This is a genomic window from Paenibacillus sp. N3/727, from assembly GCF_022637315.1.
In the GTDB taxonomy this organism is placed as follows: Bacteria; Bacillota; Bacilli; order Paenibacillales; family Paenibacillaceae; genus Paenibacillus_AQ; species Paenibacillus_AQ uliginis.
In genome coordinates this window covers 1,456,206-1,478,058 of sequence record NZ_CP093336.1, presented here as the reverse complement: position 1 = coordinate 1,478,058, position 21,853 = coordinate 1,456,206, and the positions used below count along the sequence as shown (strand labels likewise).

20 protein-coding genes are annotated in these 21,853 nt (G+C 45.7%); 5 read left to right on the top strand and 15 right to left on the bottom strand.

Features of this window, described 5'->3' with window-relative positions:
* The 7 genes from MNQ98_RS06500 to MNQ98_RS06470 all read right to left on the bottom strand — a co-directional run bounded on the left by MNQ98_RS06500 (position 1) and on the right by MNQ98_RS06470 (position 8,497).
* A complete protein-coding gene (locus MNQ98_RS06500) occupies positions 1-429 on the bottom strand; it encodes a chemotaxis protein CheW (RefSeq protein WP_241932459.1) in 429 nt (142 codons plus the stop codon).
* Positions 430-445: 16 nt separating this feature from the next.
* A complete protein-coding gene (locus MNQ98_RS06495) occupies positions 446-2,434 on the bottom strand; it encodes a methyl-accepting chemotaxis protein (RefSeq protein WP_241932458.1) in 1,989 nt (662 codons plus the stop codon).
* A 47-nt stretch (positions 2,435-2,481) separates the two neighbouring features.
* Complete coding sequence (locus MNQ98_RS06490; protein WP_208915458.1) at positions 2,482-2,847, bottom strand: response regulator; 366 nt, start codon at positions 2,845-2,847, stop codon at positions 2,482-2,484.
* The gene (locus MNQ98_RS06485; protein ID WP_241932457.1) at positions 2,844-3,305 is read right to left on the bottom strand and encodes a chemotaxis protein CheX; all 462 of its coding nucleotides are present in this window, start codon (positions 3,303-3,305) and stop codon (positions 2,844-2,846) included. Before MNQ98_RS06485 ends, MNQ98_RS06490 begins: the two co-directional genes overlap by 4 nt.
* 209 nt (positions 3,306-3,514) lie before the next feature.
* On the bottom strand, positions 3,515-4,177 hold the full coding sequence (locus MNQ98_RS06480; RefSeq protein ID WP_241932456.1) for a response regulator transcription factor: 663 nt from the start codon (positions 4,175-4,177) through the stop codon (positions 3,515-3,517).
* Positions 4,178-4,213: 36 nt separating this feature from the next.
* Positions 4,214-6,709, bottom strand: a complete 2,496-nt coding sequence (locus MNQ98_RS06475) for a PAS domain-containing sensor histidine kinase (RefSeq protein ID WP_241932455.1) — start codon at positions 6,707-6,709, stop codon at positions 4,214-4,216.
* A gap of 234 nt (positions 6,710-6,943) precedes the next feature.
* Positions 6,944-8,497 (bottom strand): sensor domain-containing diguanylate cyclase, encoded by a 1,554-nt coding sequence (locus MNQ98_RS06470; protein ID WP_241932454.1) that lies wholly within the window; start codon positions 8,495-8,497, stop codon positions 6,944-6,946.
* A gap of 431 nt (positions 8,498-8,928) precedes the next feature.
* On the opposite strand from MNQ98_RS06470, the gene MNQ98_RS06465 reads away from it, so the two are divergent.
* Positions 8,929-10,176, top strand: a complete 1,248-nt coding sequence (locus tag MNQ98_RS06465) for a sensor histidine kinase (protein ID WP_241932453.1) — start codon at positions 8,929-8,931, stop codon at positions 10,174-10,176.
* 620 nt (positions 10,177-10,796) lie between these two features.
* Here the strand turns inward: MNQ98_RS06465 and MNQ98_RS06460 are convergent.
* The 4 genes from MNQ98_RS06460 to MNQ98_RS06445 form a co-directional block, all read right to left on the bottom strand.
* Complete coding sequence (locus MNQ98_RS06460; protein ID WP_481856763.1) at positions 10,797-11,645, bottom strand: MetQ/NlpA family ABC transporter substrate-binding protein; 849 nt, start codon at positions 11,643-11,645, stop codon at positions 10,797-10,799.
* Positions 11,646-11,709: 64 nt separating this feature from the next.
* A complete protein-coding gene (locus MNQ98_RS06455; protein WP_208915465.1) occupies positions 11,710-12,414 on the bottom strand; it encodes a methionine ABC transporter permease in 705 nt (234 codons plus the stop codon).
* A complete protein-coding gene (locus MNQ98_RS06450) occupies positions 12,407-13,102 on the bottom strand; it encodes a methionine ABC transporter ATP-binding protein (protein WP_241932451.1) in 696 nt (231 codons plus the stop codon). The genes MNQ98_RS06455 and MNQ98_RS06450 overlap by 8 nt, the downstream gene beginning before the upstream one ends.
* A 173-nt stretch (positions 13,103-13,275) precedes the next feature.
* On the bottom strand, positions 13,276-15,246 hold the full coding sequence (locus MNQ98_RS06445) for a tetratricopeptide repeat protein (RefSeq protein ID WP_241932450.1): 1,971 nt from the start codon (positions 15,244-15,246) through the stop codon (positions 13,276-13,278).
* 392 nt (positions 15,247-15,638) lie between these two features.
* Between MNQ98_RS06445 and MNQ98_RS06440 the strand changes: the two genes are divergently transcribed.
* The 4 genes from MNQ98_RS06440 to MNQ98_RS06425 are packed head-to-tail and all read left to right on the top strand — an operon-like array spanning position 15,639 to position 18,590.
* Positions 15,639-16,256: a TetR/AcrR family transcriptional regulator gene (locus MNQ98_RS06440; protein WP_241932449.1), complete on the top strand. Its 618-nt coding sequence runs from the start codon at positions 15,639-15,641 to the stop codon at positions 16,254-16,256.
* Positions 16,253-17,107, top strand: coding sequence for an ABC transporter ATP-binding protein (locus MNQ98_RS06435; protein WP_241932448.1), 855 nt, complete (start codon positions 16,253-16,255; stop codon positions 17,105-17,107). The genes MNQ98_RS06440 and MNQ98_RS06435 overlap by 4 nt, the downstream gene beginning before the upstream one ends.
* Complete coding sequence (locus MNQ98_RS06430; protein WP_241932447.1) at positions 17,104-17,862, top strand: ABC transporter permease; 759 nt, start codon at positions 17,104-17,106, stop codon at positions 17,860-17,862. Before MNQ98_RS06435 ends, MNQ98_RS06430 begins: the two co-directional genes overlap by 4 nt.
* Positions 17,859-18,590 (top strand): hypothetical protein, encoded by a 732-nt coding sequence (locus tag MNQ98_RS06425; RefSeq protein ID WP_241932446.1) that lies wholly within the window; start codon positions 17,859-17,861, stop codon positions 18,588-18,590. The genes MNQ98_RS06430 and MNQ98_RS06425 overlap by 4 nt, the downstream gene beginning before the upstream one ends.
* A gap of 50 nt (positions 18,591-18,640) precedes the next feature.
* On the opposite strand, the gene MNQ98_RS06420 is transcribed toward MNQ98_RS06425, so the two are convergent.
* From MNQ98_RS06420 to MNQ98_RS06405, 4 genes are all read right to left on the bottom strand, one after another.
* Positions 18,641-19,672, bottom strand: a complete 1,032-nt coding sequence (locus MNQ98_RS06420) for an ABC transporter ATP-binding protein (protein ID WP_241932445.1) — start codon at positions 19,670-19,672, stop codon at positions 18,641-18,643.
* A gap of 14 nt (positions 19,673-19,686) precedes the next feature.
* The gene (locus tag MNQ98_RS06415; RefSeq protein ID WP_241932444.1) at positions 19,687-20,487 is read right to left on the bottom strand and encodes an ABC transporter permease; all 801 of its coding nucleotides are present in this window, start codon (positions 20,485-20,487) and stop codon (positions 19,687-19,689) included.
* The gene (locus MNQ98_RS06410) at positions 20,484-21,260 is read right to left on the bottom strand and encodes an ABC transporter permease (protein WP_241932443.1); all 777 of its coding nucleotides are present in this window, start codon (positions 21,258-21,260) and stop codon (positions 20,484-20,486) included. Before MNQ98_RS06410 ends, MNQ98_RS06415 begins: the two co-directional genes overlap by 4 nt.
* 203 nt (positions 21,261-21,463) lie before the next feature.
* The gene (locus tag MNQ98_RS06405; RefSeq protein ID WP_241933861.1) at positions 21,464-21,778 is read right to left on the bottom strand and encodes a thioredoxin; all 315 of its coding nucleotides are present in this window, start codon (positions 21,776-21,778) and stop codon (positions 21,464-21,466) included.
* Positions 21,779-21,853: the final 75 nt, after the last annotated feature.

Sequence of the window (21,853 nt, the reverse complement as noted above, 5' to 3'; positions counted from 1 at the left end):
CTATTCATGCAGAAGAACTTCGTCCAATTGCAAAATACCAACCAGTCCGTTGTCCGCTACGCCAATACCCGTGAAAAATCCGCCGTTTACTCCTCCAACCCGCTCCGGCGGAAGCTGGATATCGGAGAATGTGGTTACCTTATTTACATAGTCCACGATAATACCGATCGCTTCTTCCTGATGATGAACCACAACAATTCTGCTGGATTTGGTGACTTCCGTCTCTGCCATATCGAATAAACAGCGGAGACTGATAACCGGAACAATGGTCCCCCTCAGATTGATGACACCTTTAACGAATTCCCTCATATTCGGGATGGGTGTAATCTCCTGCATTTTAATAATCTCGTGTATATCCTGTATCCGGATAGCATACTGTTCATTTTCAACGCCAAACTCAACATACTGCTCTTTCCCGGTTACCTGCATGATATAACTCCTCACACTACTTGATTTTAAAAGCTGCTACCATATTGTTCAGTTCTTCCGCCAACTCAGCCAGCGACTGCGCAGTCGATGCCGTTTCTTCACTGCTTGCGGCGGTTTCTTCCGCTGAGGCGGAAATACTCTCGATTGCCGTAACCACTTCGGCAGCCTGAGCCGCCTGCTCTTCACTTGCTGCTGCTATTTCCATAACGGTATTGGATGAATCGTTGACCATCGAGATGATGTGATCAAAAGATTCACCTGTTTTCTCCGTTGAGATAACTCCTGCTTCCACGGCCTTGACACTTTCAACCGTGTTGTTTTGCATTCCTTTAATAATGGTGGCGATCTGTTTAGTCGCTTCCCCGCTTCGTTCGGCGAGCTTGCGGACTTCGTCTGCTACAACAGCGAATCCGCGGCCCTGCTCCCCTGCACGTGCAGCTTCGATTGCTGCATTGAGTGCAAGCAGGTTGGTTTGTTCAGCGATATCATCAATGACTTCAATGATTTCCCCTATGCGTGTCGAATCATCTTCGAGCTTCAATACCTGCCGGTTCACACGATTCATGCCTTCAATCGACTGCTGAACAACGGTTCCCCCCTGGGATGCAATGCCTGCAGTCTGGTTCACGAGTTCGGCAGCGGATGTCGCGCTGCTGGCCACCGCATTGATCGCGAACGACAACTCCTTAAACAGCTCATTGATGGTCTGAACGGAATCGGCCTGCTGACTGCTACCCACAGCCAATTCTTCAGCACTAGCGGAAATTTGCTGTGAAGCGGCTGCAACCTGCGAAGCATTCATGTTCACCTGACCAATCATGTTGGTCATGCTTTCAGTGATATCATGAAACACTCTGGCGAATGTTCCGATTTCATCTTTACGATGCCGGTATTCCTCTGGAAGCTCCTGCGTAAAGTCTCCCCGAGCCATGCTTTCCCCGACAATAACCGCACGGTTTAAAGGCCTTACGATGGTATTAGTCAGGAACATGATCACAAGTCCTAACAGAACTAATGTAATGACGCCAGCCGCAATGATGTAGTACATAAGCGCTTGTGAGTCAGCCATAATTTCCTTCATGGGAATGACGATGGTTACAGACCAAGGCGTATCGGTATTTCCGATTTGAATCGGTGTATACATCAAATAGGTACCATTGTCATTGTAAGTTAATGTGTTACCTTCGCTAATCGCTGCGAGAATATCCGGAACCCGCTCGCTGGGAAAAGCGTCTTTCAAATTTTTGCCGATCTGGCTTTGGTCAGGCAGTGTAACGATTATCCCCGTATTGGAGTATATATGCGCATATCCGGTATCATACAGTTTGAATGGATCCATCATCTTCTGCAGTATTTCAAGATCGATGTCGATCCCTACTGCGCCAATAACTTCGTTATTTTCTTTAATCGGCACGACAAGTGAGGTCATAATGACATCTTTATCGTCAAATTTCTCCTTATATGGTTCAATAATCGCCTCCACACCACTGTTCTTAACCTTAAGATAATAATCACCTACCCCGTCCTCTTCATATGCTTCAAGTGGACTGAGCTTTAAGCCTGTATCTGTTCTCTTCCAGTAAGGGAGCAGTCTTCCGCTCTGATCAGTACCCGCTGTATTCTTGTACTGCTGATCTTTGCCATCGAACGCATTCGGCTCCCAGATCGTCCAGGCTGCCAGGTACGATTCATTTTTTTCCAGAACATTTTTAATAATGGTATTAACGGTTTCGCGGTCCGTGTTCCCTTTCTTCTTCATAACCTCAAAACTGTGAGCTAAAGTACGTGCTGTGCCCATGGATTTGTCCAGATTATTCTGAACGTTTGCAGCGATCTTCTCTCCGGCTGTCTCTGTCAGGGATATTGCTGATTTCATGGATGTACTATTTGTAATCAAGGCTATTGCGGTCAGCATACCAGCTAATAAAATTACGATAGAACCTAGAATTACGACTAACATCCGAGTCCGTAGTCTCATAGAAAAGATAGATTTTATACGTTTCATCGTGCATCCCCTTGCTTATCATAGTATTTTTTATATGGAACCTTGGATCAGGCCCCTACAACTCTCCGGATCGACTCCAGTACTCTTTCTTCCTGAAAAGGTTTTACGATAAAATCTTTAGCTCCAGCCTGCAGCGACTGAACGACCATAATCTGCTGCCCCATGGCAGAACACATGATGATTTTGGCTTCCGCATCCAGCTGTTTGATATGCTTAACCGCTTCGATCCCTTCCATAACGGGCATGGTGATGTCCATCGTAACGAGATCGGGAGAAAGAGACTTATATTTATCTATCGCCTCCTGTCCGTTGGCAGCTTCACCTACAACCTCAAAGCCGTTCTTGTCCAGCATATTTTTAAGTACCAGCCGCATAAATGCCGCATCATCCACAATTAATACCTTCGTTTTCATGTTGATCCTCCTTTGGTATGAAACAACAGTGCTATATGTATCTTTCCGATCTCTTCCAGATGAACGGATACATGTATCCCTGCCTCAAATCCGTATATTTCCAACTGTCCTAACATGATCGTTGGTGGTGTAATGTCCACATGCTTTTCTTTACCGGACAAAATGGTGGATGTTTTTCCGGCAATCATATTTGCCATTTCCCCGATAAAGCTGTGGAGCATCTCCCCTTCCAGCGGCATGCCGAACATCGATTCACCCAAACGGCTATAGGTCTCGAGATCACCTTGAAAAACGAGACGCCCCTGTAAGTCCCCCATGATCCCGATCAGCACACTAATGCCACTCTGCATCAATCCTTGTTCGATCGGAATGGGCTGAGAAGCATTCATGGATTGCATGAATACCTGTCCCATCGATTCGATGGTACTATTCAGCAATAGCAAATCATTCTCGTTCATTTGCACTACAACCATCCTTTTCTTGTGAAAATAGGCCTATGTATGTATGCAAATAATCATACACCCGGGACCATGGAACGTAACCGAAAATAACTTGCGCTGCCACGCAAAAATTTTGCGGATTTTGCGTAATTTTGTCGAATTACGCAAAAAAAAGACCCGATTCCACTGAATAACGGGCCTTCTCTATCTGTATTTTATTGTTTTTTTCAAGATTGCTTGATGAAATCCGAATCCGACAAAAGTCCGAGATTTTTAGCCTTCATTACCGCTTCGATGCGCGACTTTACATTCAGCTTTTGAAACAGGTTGGTCAGGCAATATTCTAATGACCGCTGGCTCATAATGACTTGTTCTGCTATTTCCTTGTTGCTCTTGCCACCAGCGATTTGTTTCAATATTTTATACTCCTTGCCCGTGATTGAACTGGTCCCGGTATCTTTAATATCTTTAAAACCATGATCTGTAGTTCTTCGCATCTGCCTAACAAGAGAAAGCGGCAGTACGACCTCACCTCGAAGGGCGCAACGGACCGCTGTAACAAGCTGTTCCTTGTTCGAGGTTTTATGTACAAGCCCTGCAATTCCTGCTTCAATCATAAGATTAAAATGATTCATAAAATCATATCCGGTATAAGTCAAAATGATAGCTTCAGGTGCCGCTGTAAGTATTTTTTTGGCAAGGTCGATACCATTGATACCCGGCATATGCAGGTCAATAAGCATGACATCAAAAGGGCGCTCTTTAGCTAGCTCTAATGCCTGATCTCCCGTGTTTGCCAATGTAACGATTAAATCGCCCTCTTGCTCAAGTAGCATTTTGGTTCCTTCCATGACAGAAGGATGGTCATCAACCAATAAAATCTGATACATCTTGATTTTCCCCCATTCACATTGTTCCTGTTCTGTTCAGCTGGTTGGTACAGATATAAGAATGGATAAGCCATTATGTGGCGACGAAACAAATTCAATCTCCCCATCCATACTTCGGACGCGTTCCTTAATACCATATACACCCATACTTCCGAAAATAGATATCTTCTCCATCACATTCATACCGATCCCGTTATCTTCATAATTCAGATGAATCATGTCTAAATCATCACTGTAGAGCTTAATAATGACTTGTGTTGCGTTTGAATGTTTCGATGCGTTAGCTAGCATCTCTTGAACGATACGGTATAGCCCGATGATCAGGTCATCGTTCAGATCATGGCTTACATCCATACAATCGAACCGTATCGCATAATCAGATCGAAGTTGCGTAAATTCAAATAACGCCTCGAGCGATCTTTCAAGCCCTACCTCTTTAAGCAGCGGCGGGCGTAATTCATTACATGTAATGCGTATCTGATAAATGACATCCAATAATCCTTGCTTAATGCACTCCAGCTCCTGGAGCGAATCTTTCGGAATATTCCTCTCCGATATGAGCTGATCGAGCCTTCGGTACCAGATAATCTGCTCCTGAAGGGCCGCGTCGTGTAAATCCTGTGCCAAATGTTTCCTTTCGTTTTCAGACAACTGAAACATAAACCGCAGCAGCCACACGGGGGTGGTCTGCTGCGAGGCGAATTGTTCGAGCTCCCGGGTCAAATCCTCGATAGCTCGGAAATTATCATACAGTACGCTAACATAACGAGAAATCGTTTCTAGCCATACTTTTGTTGCCTGGATGAGTAAGAACGGGGAATTCTCCCCTACACACAAGATACAACTCTTACCGTGTATTTCACCGATCTTCACGAAATGACCGTCGAGCGTATCGATCATTTCACAAAGAGGCAAGTTCTCTGCGCACTGTTCCTGTATCGTCTCCAAAATGTACTGTGGAATCTGATGGTTCCCCTTAGTTACTGTAACGTTAGAGTTGCGGTCCACTTCAATGAAGCTGACCCTATCGGTCGAAATCACCTGGCAGACTTCCCTGACAAACCGGCTATTCAAATCCTCTACCTTCACCATGCCGAACAAGTCAGAAGAGAACTGATCCAGACTCATCTGTAGTCGAAAATACCGGTCTTCGCTTTCTCGTATCATATCTTCAGCGTATTTCCTGTCTTCTTCGACTCTCTTTTGTTCTGTAATATCTCTAACAATCGTTACTGCCGTACCCGCCCCGTTAAATGGAACGGAAGCCGAAACGGCCTCCACATCAATTACACTTCCATCGAACCGCATAATGCGGTGTTCTCCTAACTGGATAGCCCCCTGTTCCTGATATACTGTGTTTATATAATCCATCACCAGCGCTTTCGAATCCGTATGAATCATATCGAGAATCGGACGACCCATTAAGTCATCCGGCTCCGATGCGCCCAATAACGACAGGGCCTTCGGATTAACATACGTATATGTAAAGTTTTTGTGCAGCAGCATTGCAACGGGCGATATTTCAATCAACTGCCGGTTCAATTGCTCACTATCCATCAGAGCCTGTGCCACCTGCTTGCGCTCCGTTATATCTTCCATGACGATTTCGACCGTACCTGATTGGTTATCATAAATAGCGCTTGCCACAATATCAATAATTTCACCATTAATCCGTTTAATCTTAACTTCCTTGGGAGACACATATCCATTCTCCAGCAGCTCTTTCCGGGCAACCTTACCCCAATCCTGGTCTTCCTCCACTACCCAGCTCCAAGGGCTTGTCCCGACAATATCCTGCAGTCCGGATGCCCCAACAATCCGTATCCCACTGGGATTAAGGTATATCAACTTTCCGTCTTTCGATACCGCAATCGCAATCGGTGAAAGTTCCACCAGTCTCCGGTAACGCTCCATACTTTCTTTAAGTGCTCTTTCCATCTTTTTGCGTTCCGAAATATCGTAAAAAATGTGAATCGTATATCCGGTATGTTCGTCATAGATTCCTGTTACTTCCGCCTCAATCAGCTGCCCCTTGAGTGTGGCAATGTCATACTCAATCGCTTGTCCATACTTATGAGTCACAATGTGGTCCATTTGTTTACGGACTTTATGGATTTCATGCGGCGGTAAAATGTCGTAAATCGGCCTGCCGATGAGCTCTTCCTGCGAGCTTGCCCCAAACCATTTCACCCCTACCGGGTTGATAAAAATGATCCTCTCGTTGTTCTGTACAATCATCGGCTGCGGAGAGAGATCAATCAACCGCCCATAACGTTCCAAGCTTTCTTTGAACTCCCGTTCAAAATCAGATATGTCCTCCTGTTCTTCTTGGCAGTCACTGGGTTGTTGCGGTTTCACTTTGCTCTTGTATCTAAAATGACGCCTTTTTACGAGAAAGTTGCACTTTCGTTCAGCACTTCCCATGTGTCGGCAGTACCCAATACTCTTGCTACAGCACTGACACAGCATATAAACAATGACGACATTGAAAAACTGTTGAAGTAGTGAAAGCATGATATAGTTCAGGCCCAAGCTGCCGAGTCTCCTTTAACTTTCTTTAGTCGTAAGGAACATTTCCCCCTCATTCCCATAAGAGGTATCAATGTTTATTATCGGCACACATTGCACATTTGCGAATATATCTCTAGCCAAAAGTCAATATATTTCACTAGCGCAAAAATGAAAGAAACCTCACCACGGGCAGGATATAGGAACCCTACCGGATATTAATAGAGAGGTTTCTCATATAACTTCTATATCCAGACTTTATATCTCCTCCGGTGTAAATACGGTAATCCGGTTTCTACCTTCCAGCTTGGACCTATAAAGGGCTACATCCACCCTCTCTACAATCTCCTTAGAGGTCAATAACTCCGTTTCGTTGTATATCGCAATCCCGATCGATATGGTAACCTCTACTCCGTTTGGCCCCGGTCCTTTAGCCATCTCCTGACGGAGAGTATCAGCAAGCTCAACTGCCTTTTGAAGACTCGCGTGCTTCATCACAACACCAAATTCTTCTCCACCATAGCGGAAACATAAATCCTCAAGGCCTGCGAACAAACGCATCTCCGAAGCGAGATATTTCAACACCTCGTCCCCAACCGCATGTCCATACATATCATTTATCCGTTTAAAAAAATCGATATCTATCAAAATAAGTGCAAACGGCTGACGTTCATCGAGCCATTCCTGCAGCGTTAAATCAAATGTTTTGCGGTTAGCCAGTCCTGTAAGACCATCAATGTGTATTTCATCATTGAGGTGGTTCAAATGATTGCCTATGCTATGGTGCAGCTGTCTCATTTCATAGATGAGGGAAGAAATCTTGGGCATCACCGGTGAAACGGATTTTTTGGATACGACCGCATCTTCCGAGAATTTAGCCAACTCGTAGAGGGGGGTTGAAATATAACGGGAAACGCGCCAGACAACGAACAAAATGGCGAAACAAATCGGCAGAGCTTGAAGCAACATACTCCATACAAGCTTCTTTAGCGGTTCATCCAGAACCGAAACGGGAGTCTGTGACACAATTCCCCAGCCGCCTCTCGGCTCATAAGCATAACCTACAAAGAACGATGTTCCTTGGGTATTCGTTATTTCGGCAGAGCCGCTTTTTCCGCTGATTGCTTGCTGAACGACATCATTTCCAATGATGGTCCGATTAATCCGCCGGCAATCCGGATGAAAGATAAGACGAGAGTGATTATCCGTCACGTAGACATAGGAGCCGTTTCCGTAAAAATGCTCACTCAGCAACCTGCTGAGTACATTGTCCTCCTGCAGATAGATCGTTCCTCCTGCAAAGCCTTTATAATTTCCCTGAGCGTCATAAATCGGCGAGGAGATCAGCAGGATCAAACGTCCTGTCGTTGCTACGTAAGGTTCCGAAATGATCGAGGCTCTCGTCTCGACGGCTTGAGCGGAAGCTTCCGATGTAAGCCGGCTCCCGACAAGACTATATTCCTTATCGGGAGTAACGGACTTAATCTGGCGCCTTGAATCAGCAATAAAGACCGAGTTAAAATACTGCTCATTCGCCTTAAACCAGATATCCAAATCCCGCTGACTAAAGATTGATTCTCCTGCCAAGCGGGCAACACTGTTCATGTTATTTTGCATAATGTCTAAAATACCGGTTGTATTCGAAGCCAACTTCTTGGCGTATTGATAGTTGCTCTCCAAATAATTGTCCTTCAAAGACTTCACATTGGCGGTTACCGCTAAATATCCTCCAACAACAGCGGTTAACACGATGGAGCTAATAACGAGTAAACCGAGTATATTACGGAGCTTGAATCCTTTGCGCTTTCCCACGATGAGCCTTCCTTCGTTCCAAAATTAAAACCCTGATGGAACCCGGTTGGACAGGTCAAATAACAGGATTATTATCCCATTATAACAAAATATGGCGAAAAATGTCGTTGTTCTTCACGAAATATTATTCTAAATTATGAATTTAAATTCCATTCCGAATGAATTTTTGGCACATCCGAAATCAGCTGCTGTGTGTATCGGTACTGGATGTTGTTCTCAACCCGGAGTTTTAGCAGCATATCGAGAAGCGTGGAACGGGAACAGGCATCCACCATATATAGAAGGTTGAAGCTTATCTCACAGATTATTTAAAATTTTTTTTGCGGTTTCCACAAAAAAACCAAGGATTTTTTCATCCGATGTCGAAAGATTAGTTCAACTAAAAATGGCGAAAGTATCGACATACTTTCAGACCCAGAGGGTGATACATTTTGTCAGAAATCAAAGAAATACTCCTCCAGCTGCTGTTCTCACTTACACCATTTGTATTATATAACATCTACTACCGCAACCTTGAGGTAAACTACTCCAGACGGTTCATCATATTTACTTGTTCATTCTGCCTCATACTGTCCATGACCTTTCCCCTCAGTGTACAGGATGGACTTGTCTTTGATGTCAGGTATGTCATCATATTTTTTGGCATCTTGTTTGGAGGGGTTACGACCGGCTTTATTTTACTCGTAGAATTTATAATATTCCGATTATACATTGGTGGTTCAGGCACTTTGGACGCTTTAATTATTTTGGCTATCACCTTTCCTCTATCTATTCTACTAAGTTCTTTTTATTACAAAATCAGAAAAAAGTATTGGATTACGTTCATCGCCGGAATCAGCTTTTCCATCATTCCTATAGTCGTGCTTTACATCACCAAACCGGATTATATACTTTCCAATGTAACGTTTAACATTCTAGCTATGCCGGTTCATAATTGTCTTGGCATTTGGCTACTCATCACTTTGTTCAATAAATCTGTCACGGACAAGGAGTTATATCTTAAAGTTATCCAGAATGAGAAGGTCGAGACCATTAATCAAGTGGCTGCTTCGCTTGCCCATGAAGTACGCAACCCTCTGACGACCGTCCTCGGTTTTCTGAAATTAATTCGCGCGAACACGTTAGACTGGGAAAAAACAGAACGTTTCATCGATATCAGTATTGAAGAAATCCACCGTACAGAACAAATTCTTTCAGATTACCTGTCCATCAGTAAACCTCTGGCTACTTTCCATCAGCATATCGATCTTGTCGTGCAGCTAAAAACGGTCGTTGAGGTGATGACGCCATACGCCAACATGAACAATGTTTCTTTGGAAGCGTCGTACCCGGCTGCTCCCGTGCATATCACCGGTAACCCGACAGAGATGAAGCAGCTGCTCGTTAACTTTATTAAGAATGCAATTGAAGCCAGCGCCGATATGCCCAAGGCCAGAGTCAGCATTCAATTCTTGCAGCATCTCCGGCGGGTTCAACTCGAAATCCAGGATAACGGTGTGGGGATGGATGAAGAACAGATGAGCCGGCTTGGCTCAATCTATTATTCTACCAAAAGCAACGGCACCGGACTCGGGCTAACCTTTTCCTATCAAGCTATACGTTCCATGAACGGTACGATTTCCGTTAAAAGCGAGCCGTATTCAGGAACTGTTTTTACGATTTCGCTGCCTCTTGCTTGACGCTGCATTATACATTAACGACGTTTAAGACATATCAGTACCTGATTGAACCTTCTTACCTATGAAATGTGACCACTCCAAATAATCCGACAGGATTCGGTCAGTGAATGTTGTATAAAGTGCAACATCATTCCGTCATATAGCGGCGGAGAACGGATTGTTGCATGAAATACAACAATCCGGATAGGGAATCATTTATTTACCACTTTTCAGTAGGGATTGTTGTACAATCTGCAACAATATCAGTAGGTTCAGGCATTCTGCATCTCCGGTGTTGTATAACATACAAGACTACTTATTACGTCATGTTTGATCATGGTAGCAGCCCATTCAATTTAATAATCGTTAAGCACTAAATTTGCTGATGAGCCTATTTTTAGCGAGAAAAATTCGTGGACGGCAGCGTATGTTTTCTAAAGTAGTTTTCCTTTGGAAAGCTTTTAGCCGAACGCTAACGCTTTTCTGGAATCGCTTCGTCCTCTCCGTAGCTTATACGTTCTTATCTCTAAAAATAAAATGGCAGTCCAAGAACACACATCTTGGACTGCCATTTTATCTTAAAGGATTAAAACGTCCCTGATCTACTTTTAGGACAATCCAATCTTTATCAACTCACATTGTTATTCAAATGCAGGAATAGCTATATCATCATAATTTTCTTCAAAGAATTTCTTCACCTCGGGACCTGTCATTGCCTCGGCAAGCTTACGGATTGCTTCGGAATCTGCATTGTCCTTACGTGCAACCAGAGTGATGGCAAATTCAGAGTCTGTACCCTCCGTAATCAACGCGTCCTTCTTTGGTGTCAAGCCAAGCGGCTTGGCATAAGCCGGAGTCATGATTGCCATATCCACATCATCCAGCGTACGGGCAAGCATCAACAGGTCGACTTCCTGGAATTTGATTTTTTTGGAATTCTCCACGATATCGGAAGTAGTAGCCTTGATGCCCACGCTCTCCTTCAGCTTGATCAATCCATGCTTCTCAAGCAAGACAAGTGAACGTCCTAGGTTAGACGGGTCATTCGCAACGGCAATAGTCGCGCCATCCGGAAGCTCCTCAATGGACTTATAACGCTTGGAGTAAGCACCGTATATCGCATGATAAATCGGCTCAATAGCTACAAGCTCGCTGCCGTTATTCACGTTGTACTCCTCCATATAAGGTACGTGTTGGAAGAAGTTAGCATCCACTTCTTTGTTTGCTAGCGCATTGTTCGGCTGAACATTATCCGACAGAATCATAATCTCCAGATTAATGCCGTCTTCTTTCAGCTTCGGCTTCACAAGCTCCAGCACCTCGGTCATCGGCGGAATCAGGCTAGCAACTTTCAACGTTACTTCTTTACCTGCAGCTTCCTTTCCGGTTTCGCCCGCAGGTTCTGCTGTTTCTTTCTGTCCGCAACCTGCAACTACGAGCATAACTGCAGCCAGAAGGCCAGCCAGCATGCTGCGAGAAAATTTTGACATGAATTTCATAATAAACCATACCCCTATCTTTGAAGTAATAAGCTTGATGAACTGCTAGATTGTATTATCTTTTGTCCAGCAGCCTCGACAACAGGTTGCCAGTAAATTGGATCGACTGAACGAGTATAACCATGATGATGATCGTAAACACCATAATTTCCGTCTCAAATCTCTGATATCCGTAACGGATGGCAAAATCGCCAACACCGCCCCCGCCAACGATTCCCATAACCGTCGAATAAGATATAAAGCTGATCGTAGATGTCGTCAGTCCAAGCACAAGTCCCGAACGGGCTTCCACGTACAGAAATTTAAAGATCAACTGTAGAGTTGATGCCCCCATAGATGAGGCTGTCACGGTCACTTCCTTCGGAACGTCGAGCAGTGACTGCTCCACCAGCCTGGAATAATAAGCTACAGCCACCACGGATAACGGTACCGCCGCCGCCAATGTACCGATGGACGTTCCGACCAGCATACGGGTAACCGGAATCATAATGACCACAAGCAGCAAGAACGGAAACGAGCGGATGATGTTTACAGCCCCGTTCAGAACGGAGAACATCAATGCATTCTCATATAGCTGTCCCTTTCGGCACAAATATAATAGTGTTCCTACCGGAAGACCCAGTATTATAGCCGCAGCGATGGATATGCCAACCATGACGAACGTTTCCCCGATCGCTTTCCATATTTCTGACTGATACTGCGCCACATAAGCAAAATAGTCATTCACATATTGCACTATTTCGTTCAAAAAATCAATCATTAGTATGAACCTCCACCGGATTCGTTTCCGTCAACTGTCCGTTATCCATGACCGAAACTTGCCTGCAAATCCGGTTTACCACATTCATCTCATGCGTAACCATCACGACTGTAACTCCGAAACGTTCATTAACGTGTCTCAGCACATCGAGGATACCGGAAGTGGTCACTGAATCCAAAGCCGACGTAGGCTCATCACAGAGCAGTACTCTAGGGCGGTTCGCCAAAGCCCGGGCAATCGCCACTCTTTGTTTCTGTCCACCGCTAAGTTGGGCAGGATACTGATCCACTTTATCCCAAAGTCCGACAAAATGCAGGTACTCCTCCATCCTATTGAGCCGTTCCTTTTTCGGTACACCTGCAAGCTCTAACGGTAAGACTATATTTCCGCCTACGGTCCGGTTGCTGATCAGATTGAAATGCTGAAAGATCATTCCAATGGATCTTCTTGCCTCTCGAAGCTGTCTATTCCCGAGCCCAGTCAAATCGTGTTTATCCACAATCACACGTCCGGAATCGGGTCTCTCCAGAACATTCATTAAGCGAAGAAGTGTCGATTTACCGGCACCGCTCGCTCCTATAATGCCGTGAATATTACCCTCTTCAATGGTTAGGGTGACGGAGTCCACGGCTAAAAAACGATTGTTCGGAGGTCCGAAACTTTTACTCACCTGCTGTAAGGATATCATAATGTACCTCCCTAACTACTTCTACAAGCACTGTATGTATAAGCACAAGAAGAAACGGTTCACGTCCTTCCAAGGACGAAACCGTTTCTCGTGAAAGCAATAATAATCATATCACAAATTTTAGCGAAGTTGTCTTTTTACGAAAGAGAAGAAATATCTGGTAATTATAGAGATCAAGACAAGTACAGCTGGTGACCGTACATTTCAGTTAGCTTCTCAACAGCCCGCTCCAGAATGCTCTCATCAAATCCTTCCAGGGCTTCGATCGCTTTGATCTTCTCAGACGGAGAACTTTCTTTGTTCAAGTGCAGGCTCCAGTTTACAATGTTCTGGACGGTTTCTTCCGGCTCTAACTGCTGGAAATAAATATGAGCCTTGTACAAATAACTCTCCGCATGTTCTGGCATAATGTTCAGCACCTCGTTAAAAGCTTCCAATGCAGCCTCCTCGTCGTTATCCTTGTAATGGATTTGACCCAAGCGATAATACGCACCCGGATGCCCGGGCTGAAGCTCAAGAAAGCTCATAATATCCATTCTGGCTCTTGTATAATCCATCAACGAGAGGTAAATGCCGCTACGGAGGCTGTAAAGCCCCGCATAACTTGGGTCCAGCTCAATCCCATGGGTACAGTCAGATAGTCCTCTGTCCAATTGTTCCGTCTCCAAAAAGCAGATCGCACGAAATTCATATAATCTCGGATTGCCGGGATTCGCATGAATGACTTTCGTATAAGCATCAATCGCCAGCTCCCACAATCCCATCTCTTTATAGATATGGCCGCTTGCAGTTAAATAGGTCGGATGTTCTGCAAAATCGGGGTCCAGTGAAACGGCTTTCTGGAGCTCAAGTAATGCTTCTTCATTCTTGCCCTGCAGATACATAACATAACTTTGTTTATTATGAATTTCTGGTAGGTCGCTGAGCTTCAACGCATTATTCAACGCCTGCTCCGCTAAAGGCAGATCACCCATTTCAATACAGATATCAGCACGCTGTGTATAGTTTGCAGGGTCATCATTTTCCATCTCAAGCAATTTGTCATTCAACTGAATAGCCTTGTCATTCTGTCCCATGCGATAAAAGCTATCGGCCATCCAATAGCATACCAATGGAGATTCCGGATGTAAGCGGTACAGCTTCGTTACTACTTCTGTCGCTTTTTCCTCTGAATCTTCCTCTCTGTGCAATCTAGCAAGCTCGAAATAGGCGCGGAAGTCGTTCGGATCTTGATGAAGCGCCAGCTCCAAATCTTCTTTAGCCTGATGGTTTTTGCCCCAGGCTGCATAGATTTCCGCCCGTTTCAAATAAAGCTCCACCGCACCGGCGTATTTCTGCAGCCCTTCCGACGCTGCAGCGATCCCTTTCTCATATTGACCAAGCTGCAGGTACAAATCGGCAAGCAGCCTCCGAAAGGAAAAGCTCTCCTTCGTCTGGCGCTGAAATGTCATGAAAGCACCATAGCTGTAATTCGTACTTGCATCAAACAGCCCGTAGCCTTGATCCGCCTCGGCTTCATAGCGGTCAGCTAGCTCAATTCCTTGCCGCAATACAGTTAAAGCTTCCTCTACCGAATCAATCAAATCCAGACATCTGGCCAACATGAAGTAATACATCGGGATAACCCGATCCGGAAGACTGATGCTTTCCTTGAAGCAGGAAACAGCTTCCGCTGGGTTGCCGCTCTCGAAATACGTCATACCTAACTCATAATAGGTGGAAATGACCGTACTCCGATCCTCCCGCTTAATCGATTCCTTTAAATCTCGAATCGCTTCGTCGTATTTCCCTAAATCCTTATACGCTATGCCTCTCGTATACCAAGTTAAATAATTGTCGCCATCTAAAAGGATAGCTTCATTCAGATCGCTGATCGCTTCCTCTTCCCGGTTCATCTCACGCAAAATATGCGCCCGCCGCTCGTAGGCTCTTCCCGCACCTTTCCATTCAATTACCTGTCCCAGGTATTCCACTGCTTCATCAGAATGCCCGGTATAATGCAGCAGTTCGGCGTATATGATCTGGTCATTTAAAGATTGAATAGCCTTTTGACCTTTCCTGATGTATTTGAGCGCCTTCTCCGTATCTTGGCGCCTGCGATAATAGTTACCAATTCTGAGCCAGATCTTGTCAATAAAAATCATATCTCTCACCCTTTAGCTTTATATGTATAGGGAACTGCGCTAACAATATATTACTTTATTCATTACCCGAGCAGAGTAGTAAAAAAAACGTGCATTTGATCATGACGTATCTATTATTTTGACTATATGAGGGGGAATTGTCCAGAGATTAATCCAGACAATTCCATCAGGCTCAATTGCTTGAAGTCTCTATATGACGAAATCCAGCAAACTCCCATATTTATTCGGCATCAGAGATTCTGTTACAAGTTCTAGTGAAACGTACGATTCGCTACCTAACGCTTGGTGTGAATTATTCTCTGGCTAATATTGACAAAAGTAAAGATTTAGATTTTAATTGTGAATATAAAATAAATTCATTCACAAGTTCATAATGGAGTGTGAGACGAAGTATGCCCCGGTTCAACGAACAAGAGAAAGCAAAGATCCGGCTGGATCTGCAGCAAAAAGGAAAGCATTTATTTTCCGTATTCGGATTAAAAAAAACGAGCATCGCCGATCTGACAAAAGCAGCCGGCATTGCTCAAGGAACGTTCTATTTGTTTTATTCATCTAAGGAGGAACTGTACTTTGAATTGCTGGAGCAGGAAGAAGAGACGATTCGCGGACAGATGGCCGAAACTTATTTTAACGGTGGTCCCCTCAGCCGTGAACGTTTCAAGCAATTTCTGCGAGAGTCACTTGCCGTGCTGGAAAGTAACCCCTTTTTAAGGCAGCTGTACGATGAAGAGTTCGCGGAGTCTTTATTCCGGAAGCTCCCGGCTGACAAACTGGAAAACAACTTCACCAAGGATGCAGACGACCTGCTGCCAGTGATCAAGAAAGGACAGCAACAGGGATGGATTAAACCGCAAAATCCCGAGGTGATCGTCAGTATGATTCGCTCGTTTATTCTACTGTCCCTACAAAAGCATCTTATCGGGGATAAACACTACCGCGATACCATGAATCTGTTCATTGATTTGATTACGGACGGCCTAATTATAGAAACGAAGGAGATAGAGCCATGATTGATGTGAAGGAGCTTCGCTTCCGCTATCCCGGTCATAAGCACTACACGCTGAAGGGCTTGAATTTTCATATCCCTCAAGGAGAAATATTCGGGTTTCTCGGGCCGTCAGGAGCCGGAAAAAGCACGACCCAGAAAATACTGATCGGCATGCTGAAGCAGTACGAAGGCAGTGTCTGCATTTTGGGCAAGCAGCTGAGGAACCATGGACGGGAGTACTACAACTCGATCGGCGTTGCCTTTGAATTCCCCAACTTCTACAGCCAGTTTACGGCACTGGAAAATCTGAACCTGTTTCGCTCCTTGTATAACGTTCCCACAGAGGAACCCGAGCATCTACTCGCTCAGTTATCGCTGGAGGAATATGGGCGGACGAAAGTGTCCGATTTTTCAAAAGGCATGAAAATGCGCCTGAACTTATGCCGGGCGCTGATGCATCGGCCGGATATATTGTTCCTCGATGAACCCACCTCGGGGCTCGACCCTGTGAACGCAAGCACCGTAAAAGAAATCATTTTGCAGCAAAAAGCTCTTGGAAAAACCATCATTCTAACAACGCATAACATGCACGCCGCCGAGGAAATCTGCGACAGAGTCGCTTTTATCGTGGACGGTGAGATCAAGCTAATCGACGCGCCACGGGAGCTTAAAGTGAGAGAAGGAAAAAAGGAAGTGTCCGTGGAGTACAGGGAAGGATCATTGCTCAAGCGTGCCGATTATCAGCTGGACGGTATCGCGGATAACGAAGCATTTCATTTACTTCTTCGGAGCGGCTCCATCGAGACGATCCACACGCAGGAAGCGACGCTTGATCAACTGTTTATCCAAGTAACAGGGAGAACTCTAACATGAAGCATCAGACTACTGCTCCTCCCACCACTCTTCAATACGGTGCTCGCCAATTCTTCTGCTCATGGAGGCAGGATATCAAACTTCAACTGCGCCATCATTTTTATACCGCTTATCTGCTGATCAGCATCGCCTATCTCATTCTATTAAACATGATCCCCGAGAATCAGCAGGCAATGTGGAGTATACTCCTAACGTTTTCAGATCCAAGCATGCTCGGCTTCTTTTTTATTGGCGGTCTTATCCTACTCGAAAAAGGACAGCATATCCACGACAATCTGTTTGTTACGCCCTATCCGCTTGGAGCATACATTTGGTCAAAAACACTTTCACTAACTTGTCTGTCACTGATGAGCAGCCTTGCCATTCATATTGGTACGTTTGGTCTTCATCGAAACATGATAATACTGATCATCGCTGTTATACTAACGTCCGTTTTTTTTACTTTGGTTGGACTTGGAGTTGCAGTACGCTGTCATACCATGAACGGATTCTTCTTCTCGTCGATCCTTGTCTCCACCATTCTGGTGTTACCCGTTATGGACACGCTGCATATCTTTTCAAGCAAGGTTTTCTTGTTTTTTCCGGCTGGTGCCTCGCTTGTGCTGCTCCAATCGGTTTTTGAACCGGTACGAACAGTTGACACCATCTTTGCGATCATCATTTTGCTCGTATGGATCGGCATCGCTTTCGGCTGGTCTCATCGGTCCATGCAATTATTATTATGGGGTTTTAAAAAAGGAGGGCTCACGGTATGAACCGGGCCGTACAAATGCTGCAACGTGATATAAAACAGGTCGGACGCGATCCGATGCTTGTGTTCATCACTGTCGCTCCTTTATTACTGGTGCTGGCGCTTAGATATGGGGTGCCCATCATCACTTCTCTTTTGCTCTCAGCTGATTTCCAATTATCGGCGCATTATGGCATCATATACGGAACCTCCATTCTTCTTATTCCGCTTATCATCGGTGTGATGGCCGGACTAATGATGCTTGACGAAAGAGATGAGCAGTTAATTGCTTATTATGCTGTTACTCCCATCACGCAGCAAGGATATTTTCTCCACCGATTAACGCTGCCGACGCTGCTGTCCGGCATTTATATTGTTCTGGCTTTTCTAATGGTCGATTACACGTCCTGGAGCCCAATTCAATATGGTTTGGCTCTACCCATGCTTCTGATCGAGGGCCCGATCATGGCATTACTCCTCGTTTCCTTTGCGTCCAACAAAGTGGAGGGGCTTGCGTTATCCAAAATAGGAGGGCTGCTGGTTTTTGTACCCGTACTATCTTACTTCTTGCCAGAGCCCTGGCGCTGGGGCTCGACCGTACTACCGACCTTTTGGGTCGCTGAGCTGTTTACGCTGCCCAACAGCATGCCATGGAATGAGCCAAAGTTGATTGTTGCAGGATTCATAGGTTTAGTTGTGCACCTTGTCTGGTTCGGGATATTGTTCAGGCGATATTTACGCCGGATCGCCTGAAATTGTGGTCATTATTTTAACAGGAACTCTGATTCAAACTGTGATTGATATCAGTACACCTTATGAATGACATCCTCAAAATCCGGATCTTTCATATCAATGTCGTCCAGTTCCCCCCAACTGCCGAGCTCCTTCATCACTTCTAGCGTATTGATCTCTCGGCGGTTGGCTTCCACTGTAACTGTGCTTCCCGTAACGTTTACGATGCGGATCGAGGTTTGTGCCCGCTCAGCAGTTACCGTCCCGGATAGACTCGGACTCCATTTGGCCTGACTTTCCATCCCGTACTGATCAGGCACTTGAAAAGCGCCACGGTAGGTAACGGTGATCATAGTTGGCAGCCCGATCGTATCCCGGAGCGATTGAATCGTCCCGTCATACGTCAACTCTCCGTTGTTGATGACCATGACACGGCTGCACAGCTGCTCGATATCATCCATGTCATGTGTTGTGAGCAGAACGGTCTTGCCAAAATCTTTGTTCAGCAGTGTCAGAAACTCGCGGATACTCCGTTTGGCGTTCACATCCAGGCCGATCGTCGGCTCATCCAGGAACAAGAGATCCGGGTCATGAAGCATGGCTGCGGCGAGGTCCGCGCGCATGCGCTGCCCAAGCGACAGCTTGCGCACAGGCGTTTCCCAGAACGTGTGCAGCTCCAGAAGCTCGGAAAACTGATGGAGTCTCCGCTTCTTATCCGTTTCGCTCACTTCGTACATTTTAGCCAGAATATCGTAGGAATCTTTAACTGGCAGGTCCCACCATAGCTGGCTCCGCTGGCCGAACACGACCCCAAGGTTTTTCACAACGTGGCGGCGTTCCTTGTGCGGATTCATTCCGCTTATTAACACTTCGCCCGATGTCGGGTGCAGAATACCTGATAGCATTTTGATCGTTGTGGATTTCCCGGCCCCGTTAGGCCCGATATATCCAAGGAACTCCCCTTGCTCCACTTGAAAACTGATGCCGCGCACGGCCTCCTTCGTCTTGTACTCCCTTGTGAAGAGGGTCCTCAGACCGGAGAAGCGACCCTCCTTGACAACAGGTGTTTTAAACTCCTTGCGTATGTCCCGAACTTCAATCATCGTTCGCTCCTCCTTTAGCTTCCCGCACTTTGGTATTTGGTAATGCCGAATTTCCAAAATCTTAAACTTAAGGCCAGACAAACCCCCGCGGCTACAGCCGTAGCGATAAACACCCAGGGTCCGAGCTCACCGCGCAATATGTAAAGGGATGGAACATAGTTAACGAACCCGACCGGGACTATGACGAGCAGAATGGTTGACATCCATTTCGGGTACAGACTCAGTGGATAGCGGACGGCCGTGCCTGCGGCATCCTCCGTAATGGTCTGCAGTTCGCTGATCCGAGTCGTCCAAAAGCCGCATGTTGCGGTCGCAAGCCCGATCGAGAACAGGATCACCGCACCCGTGCCGATAATAAACAAGGTTTGCGGGACAGCGATCCAACTCGCCTGTCCGCTGCCGATCATGCCGCCCAGGGACCACACCAGCAGAAACCCACCTTGAAGAACTTCACCGAGCATAATGCGAAAATTTTGCGGCATCAGTGCTAGTAACACTGGCATTGGCCGGGTCAGGAGCTGATCAAGCTCTCCGGTAACGAGATATTTTTCGAGATGATGCACTTCATCTGCAAAGGTCCGGTACACCGTCTTGGACAGGGTCATCACCGCAAACAAATAGCCAACCTCATACATGGACCAGCCTTGAATAGCACCGAATTTATGCAGCACGATGGCTACCATCAGAAATTCGGAAATTTGAATAAGTGCGGCCAGAAATGAGGCGAGAATAAAGTTGAACTTATACTGCATGCGACTTTTAATACTCGTACGAATCAGCATACCGTATAAGGAAATCATTGATTTTATCGTCATCCCCCCTGCACCTCCACCTTTCGACGTAAAAACCCAGTTATCAGCAAGCAGGCAAGCGTCAGCAGCAGACACCAAAACAACGTTCCCCATAAGGCGGAAACGCTACCTAAACCAAGATAGAATCGTGTTGGGACATACAGCAGGTAAGGATACGGCGACAGCCAGGCGATACGTTCCAGCCAGTCCGGCAGCCATTCAATCGGAATGAAAAAGCCCGCGAGCAGGTTGATCATGGCATGATTACCCCAATATAGCCATGAAGATTCCGTTGTCCACAAAGCGGACGCGCCGATCAGATAATTAATGCAAATGGACAGATAGGCGGCTCCAGCCAAAGCAATGGCTGCGTAAAGAAGAGAAATAGCTTGTTCCGGGAGAGAAAGTGAAAAAGCGAAGTAATACACCACGTAGATCGGAATGGACTTGTACACGAACTGATAGGCAATCTGTCCCCACTCCCTGGCCATCAAATGACTAAACAAGTGTACAGGACGCATCAGATCTAGTGAGATGTGACCAGTCCTGACAGATTGAGGGATGCCGAGGCCATTCGTGATGAAACTGGAGATCCACAGCGCAGATTGGGTGAAAGCGATGTAACTCACCATTCCCTGCGTTCCGTACTCTCCAAGCGTGTAGTCGGCTCCGAGACCGATCCAGATACAAGCGTACATGAAACCAAACATAGCGCTCGCAATGTTATGGATCATGTGCGCGCCCCGGTATTGCAAATTCCGGGCATAGGCTTTGGAAGCCAGCGTGAAATAAAGCATGTGACACCTCCGATAAGTTGTTTGGACGGCGGACCCGCCCACTTCAGACAAGGCGAAAATGAGAGAAGGACAATAGCATACCAAATCATTCCACAAGAGGCAACATATTTTTTGCAATCGATATCATTTTAAAAAACGTACCTAACAAAAAACGCCGGTAACAGGAACCAAACCTGTCCATCCGGCGTTGTATTATTACCCTACTATTTAAGTAATTCCTCGTACTGTGACAACACATGATCCAGCTCGTCAAAGCGGACAAAGCGAGCGATACGGTATACTTCCTTTTCCTCGTAAAATAACAGTAATGTCGGTGCGGTGAGCGCCAAATACGCTGAGGCCACATCAGGAGCATCCTCCATATATACGTAAATGCCGTTCACGCTAGGCCGAGACTCCAGCATAAGGGAAACCTTAGCCTCCACAGATTCACACACACCGCATTGACCGGTTTTAATGATGAGTAGGACGAGCGGTTCGTTCTCGATCACCTGATTAATTTCATTTAACGACTTCATTTGTCGCAAATTCATCCACCTCCGTTCCAGATAAACTTAAAGCACCGTTGAAACCGGCCTTATAGCGCCTTTGTC

What these genes read in the sequence shown, in the direction of transcription:
- MNQ98_RS06500 (WP_241932459.1), bottom strand. Translation starts at nt 429, where the DNA reads ATGCAGGTAACCGGGAAAGAGCAGTATGTTGAGTTTGGCGTTGAAAAT.
- MNQ98_RS06495 (WP_241932458.1), bottom strand. Translation starts at nt 2,434, where the DNA reads ATGAAACGTATAAAATCTATCTTTTCTATGAGACTACGGACTCGGATG.
- MNQ98_RS06490 (WP_208915458.1), bottom strand. Translation starts at nt 2,847, where the DNA reads ATGAAAACGAAGGTATTAATTGTGGATGATGCGGCATTTATGCGGCTG.
- MNQ98_RS06485 (WP_241932457.1), bottom strand. Translation starts at nt 3,305, where the DNA reads ATGAACGAGAATGATTTGCTATTGCTGAATAGTACCATCGAATCGATG.
- MNQ98_RS06480 (WP_241932456.1), bottom strand. Translation starts at nt 4,177, where the DNA reads ATGTATCAGATTTTATTGGTTGATGACCATCCTTCTGTCATGGAAGGA.
- MNQ98_RS06460 (WP_481856763.1), bottom strand. Translation starts at nt 11,645, where the DNA reads ATGTCAAAATTTTCTCGCAGCATGCTGGCTGGCCTTCTGGCTGCAGTT.
- MNQ98_RS06455 (WP_208915465.1), bottom strand. Translation starts at nt 12,414, where the DNA reads ATGATTGATTTTTTGAACGAAATAGTGCAATATGTGAATGACTATTTT.
- MNQ98_RS06450 (WP_241932451.1), bottom strand. Translation starts at nt 13,102, where the DNA reads ATGATATCCTTACAGCAGGTGAGTAAAAGTTTCGGACCTCCGAACAAT.
- MNQ98_RS06445 (WP_241932450.1), bottom strand. Translation starts at nt 15,246, where the DNA reads ATGATTTTTATTGACAAGATCTGGCTCAGAATTGGTAACTATTATCGC.
- MNQ98_RS06440 (WP_241932449.1), top strand. Translation starts at nt 15,639, where the DNA reads ATGCCCCGGTTCAACGAACAAGAGAAAGCAAAGATCCGGCTGGATCTG.
- MNQ98_RS06435 (WP_241932448.1), top strand. Translation starts at nt 16,253, where the DNA reads ATGATTGATGTGAAGGAGCTTCGCTTCCGCTATCCCGGTCATAAGCAC.
- MNQ98_RS06430 (WP_241932447.1), top strand. Translation starts at nt 17,104, where the DNA reads ATGAAGCATCAGACTACTGCTCCTCCCACCACTCTTCAATACGGTGCT.
- MNQ98_RS06425 (WP_241932446.1), top strand. Translation starts at nt 17,859, where the DNA reads ATGAACCGGGCCGTACAAATGCTGCAACGTGATATAAAACAGGTCGGA.
- MNQ98_RS06420 (WP_241932445.1), bottom strand. Translation starts at nt 19,672, where the DNA reads ATGATTGAAGTTCGGGACATACGCAAGGAGTTTAAAACACCTGTTGTC.
- MNQ98_RS06415 (WP_241932444.1), bottom strand. Translation starts at nt 20,487, where the DNA reads ATGACGATAAAATCAATGATTTCCTTATACGGTATGCTGATTCGTACG.
- MNQ98_RS06410 (WP_241932443.1), bottom strand. Translation starts at nt 21,260, where the DNA reads ATGCTTTATTTCACGCTGGCTTCCAAAGCCTATGCCCGGAATTTGCAA.
- MNQ98_RS06405 (WP_241933861.1), bottom strand. Translation starts at nt 21,778, where the DNA reads ATGAAGTCGTTAAATGAAATTAATCAGGTGATCGAGAACGAACCGCTC.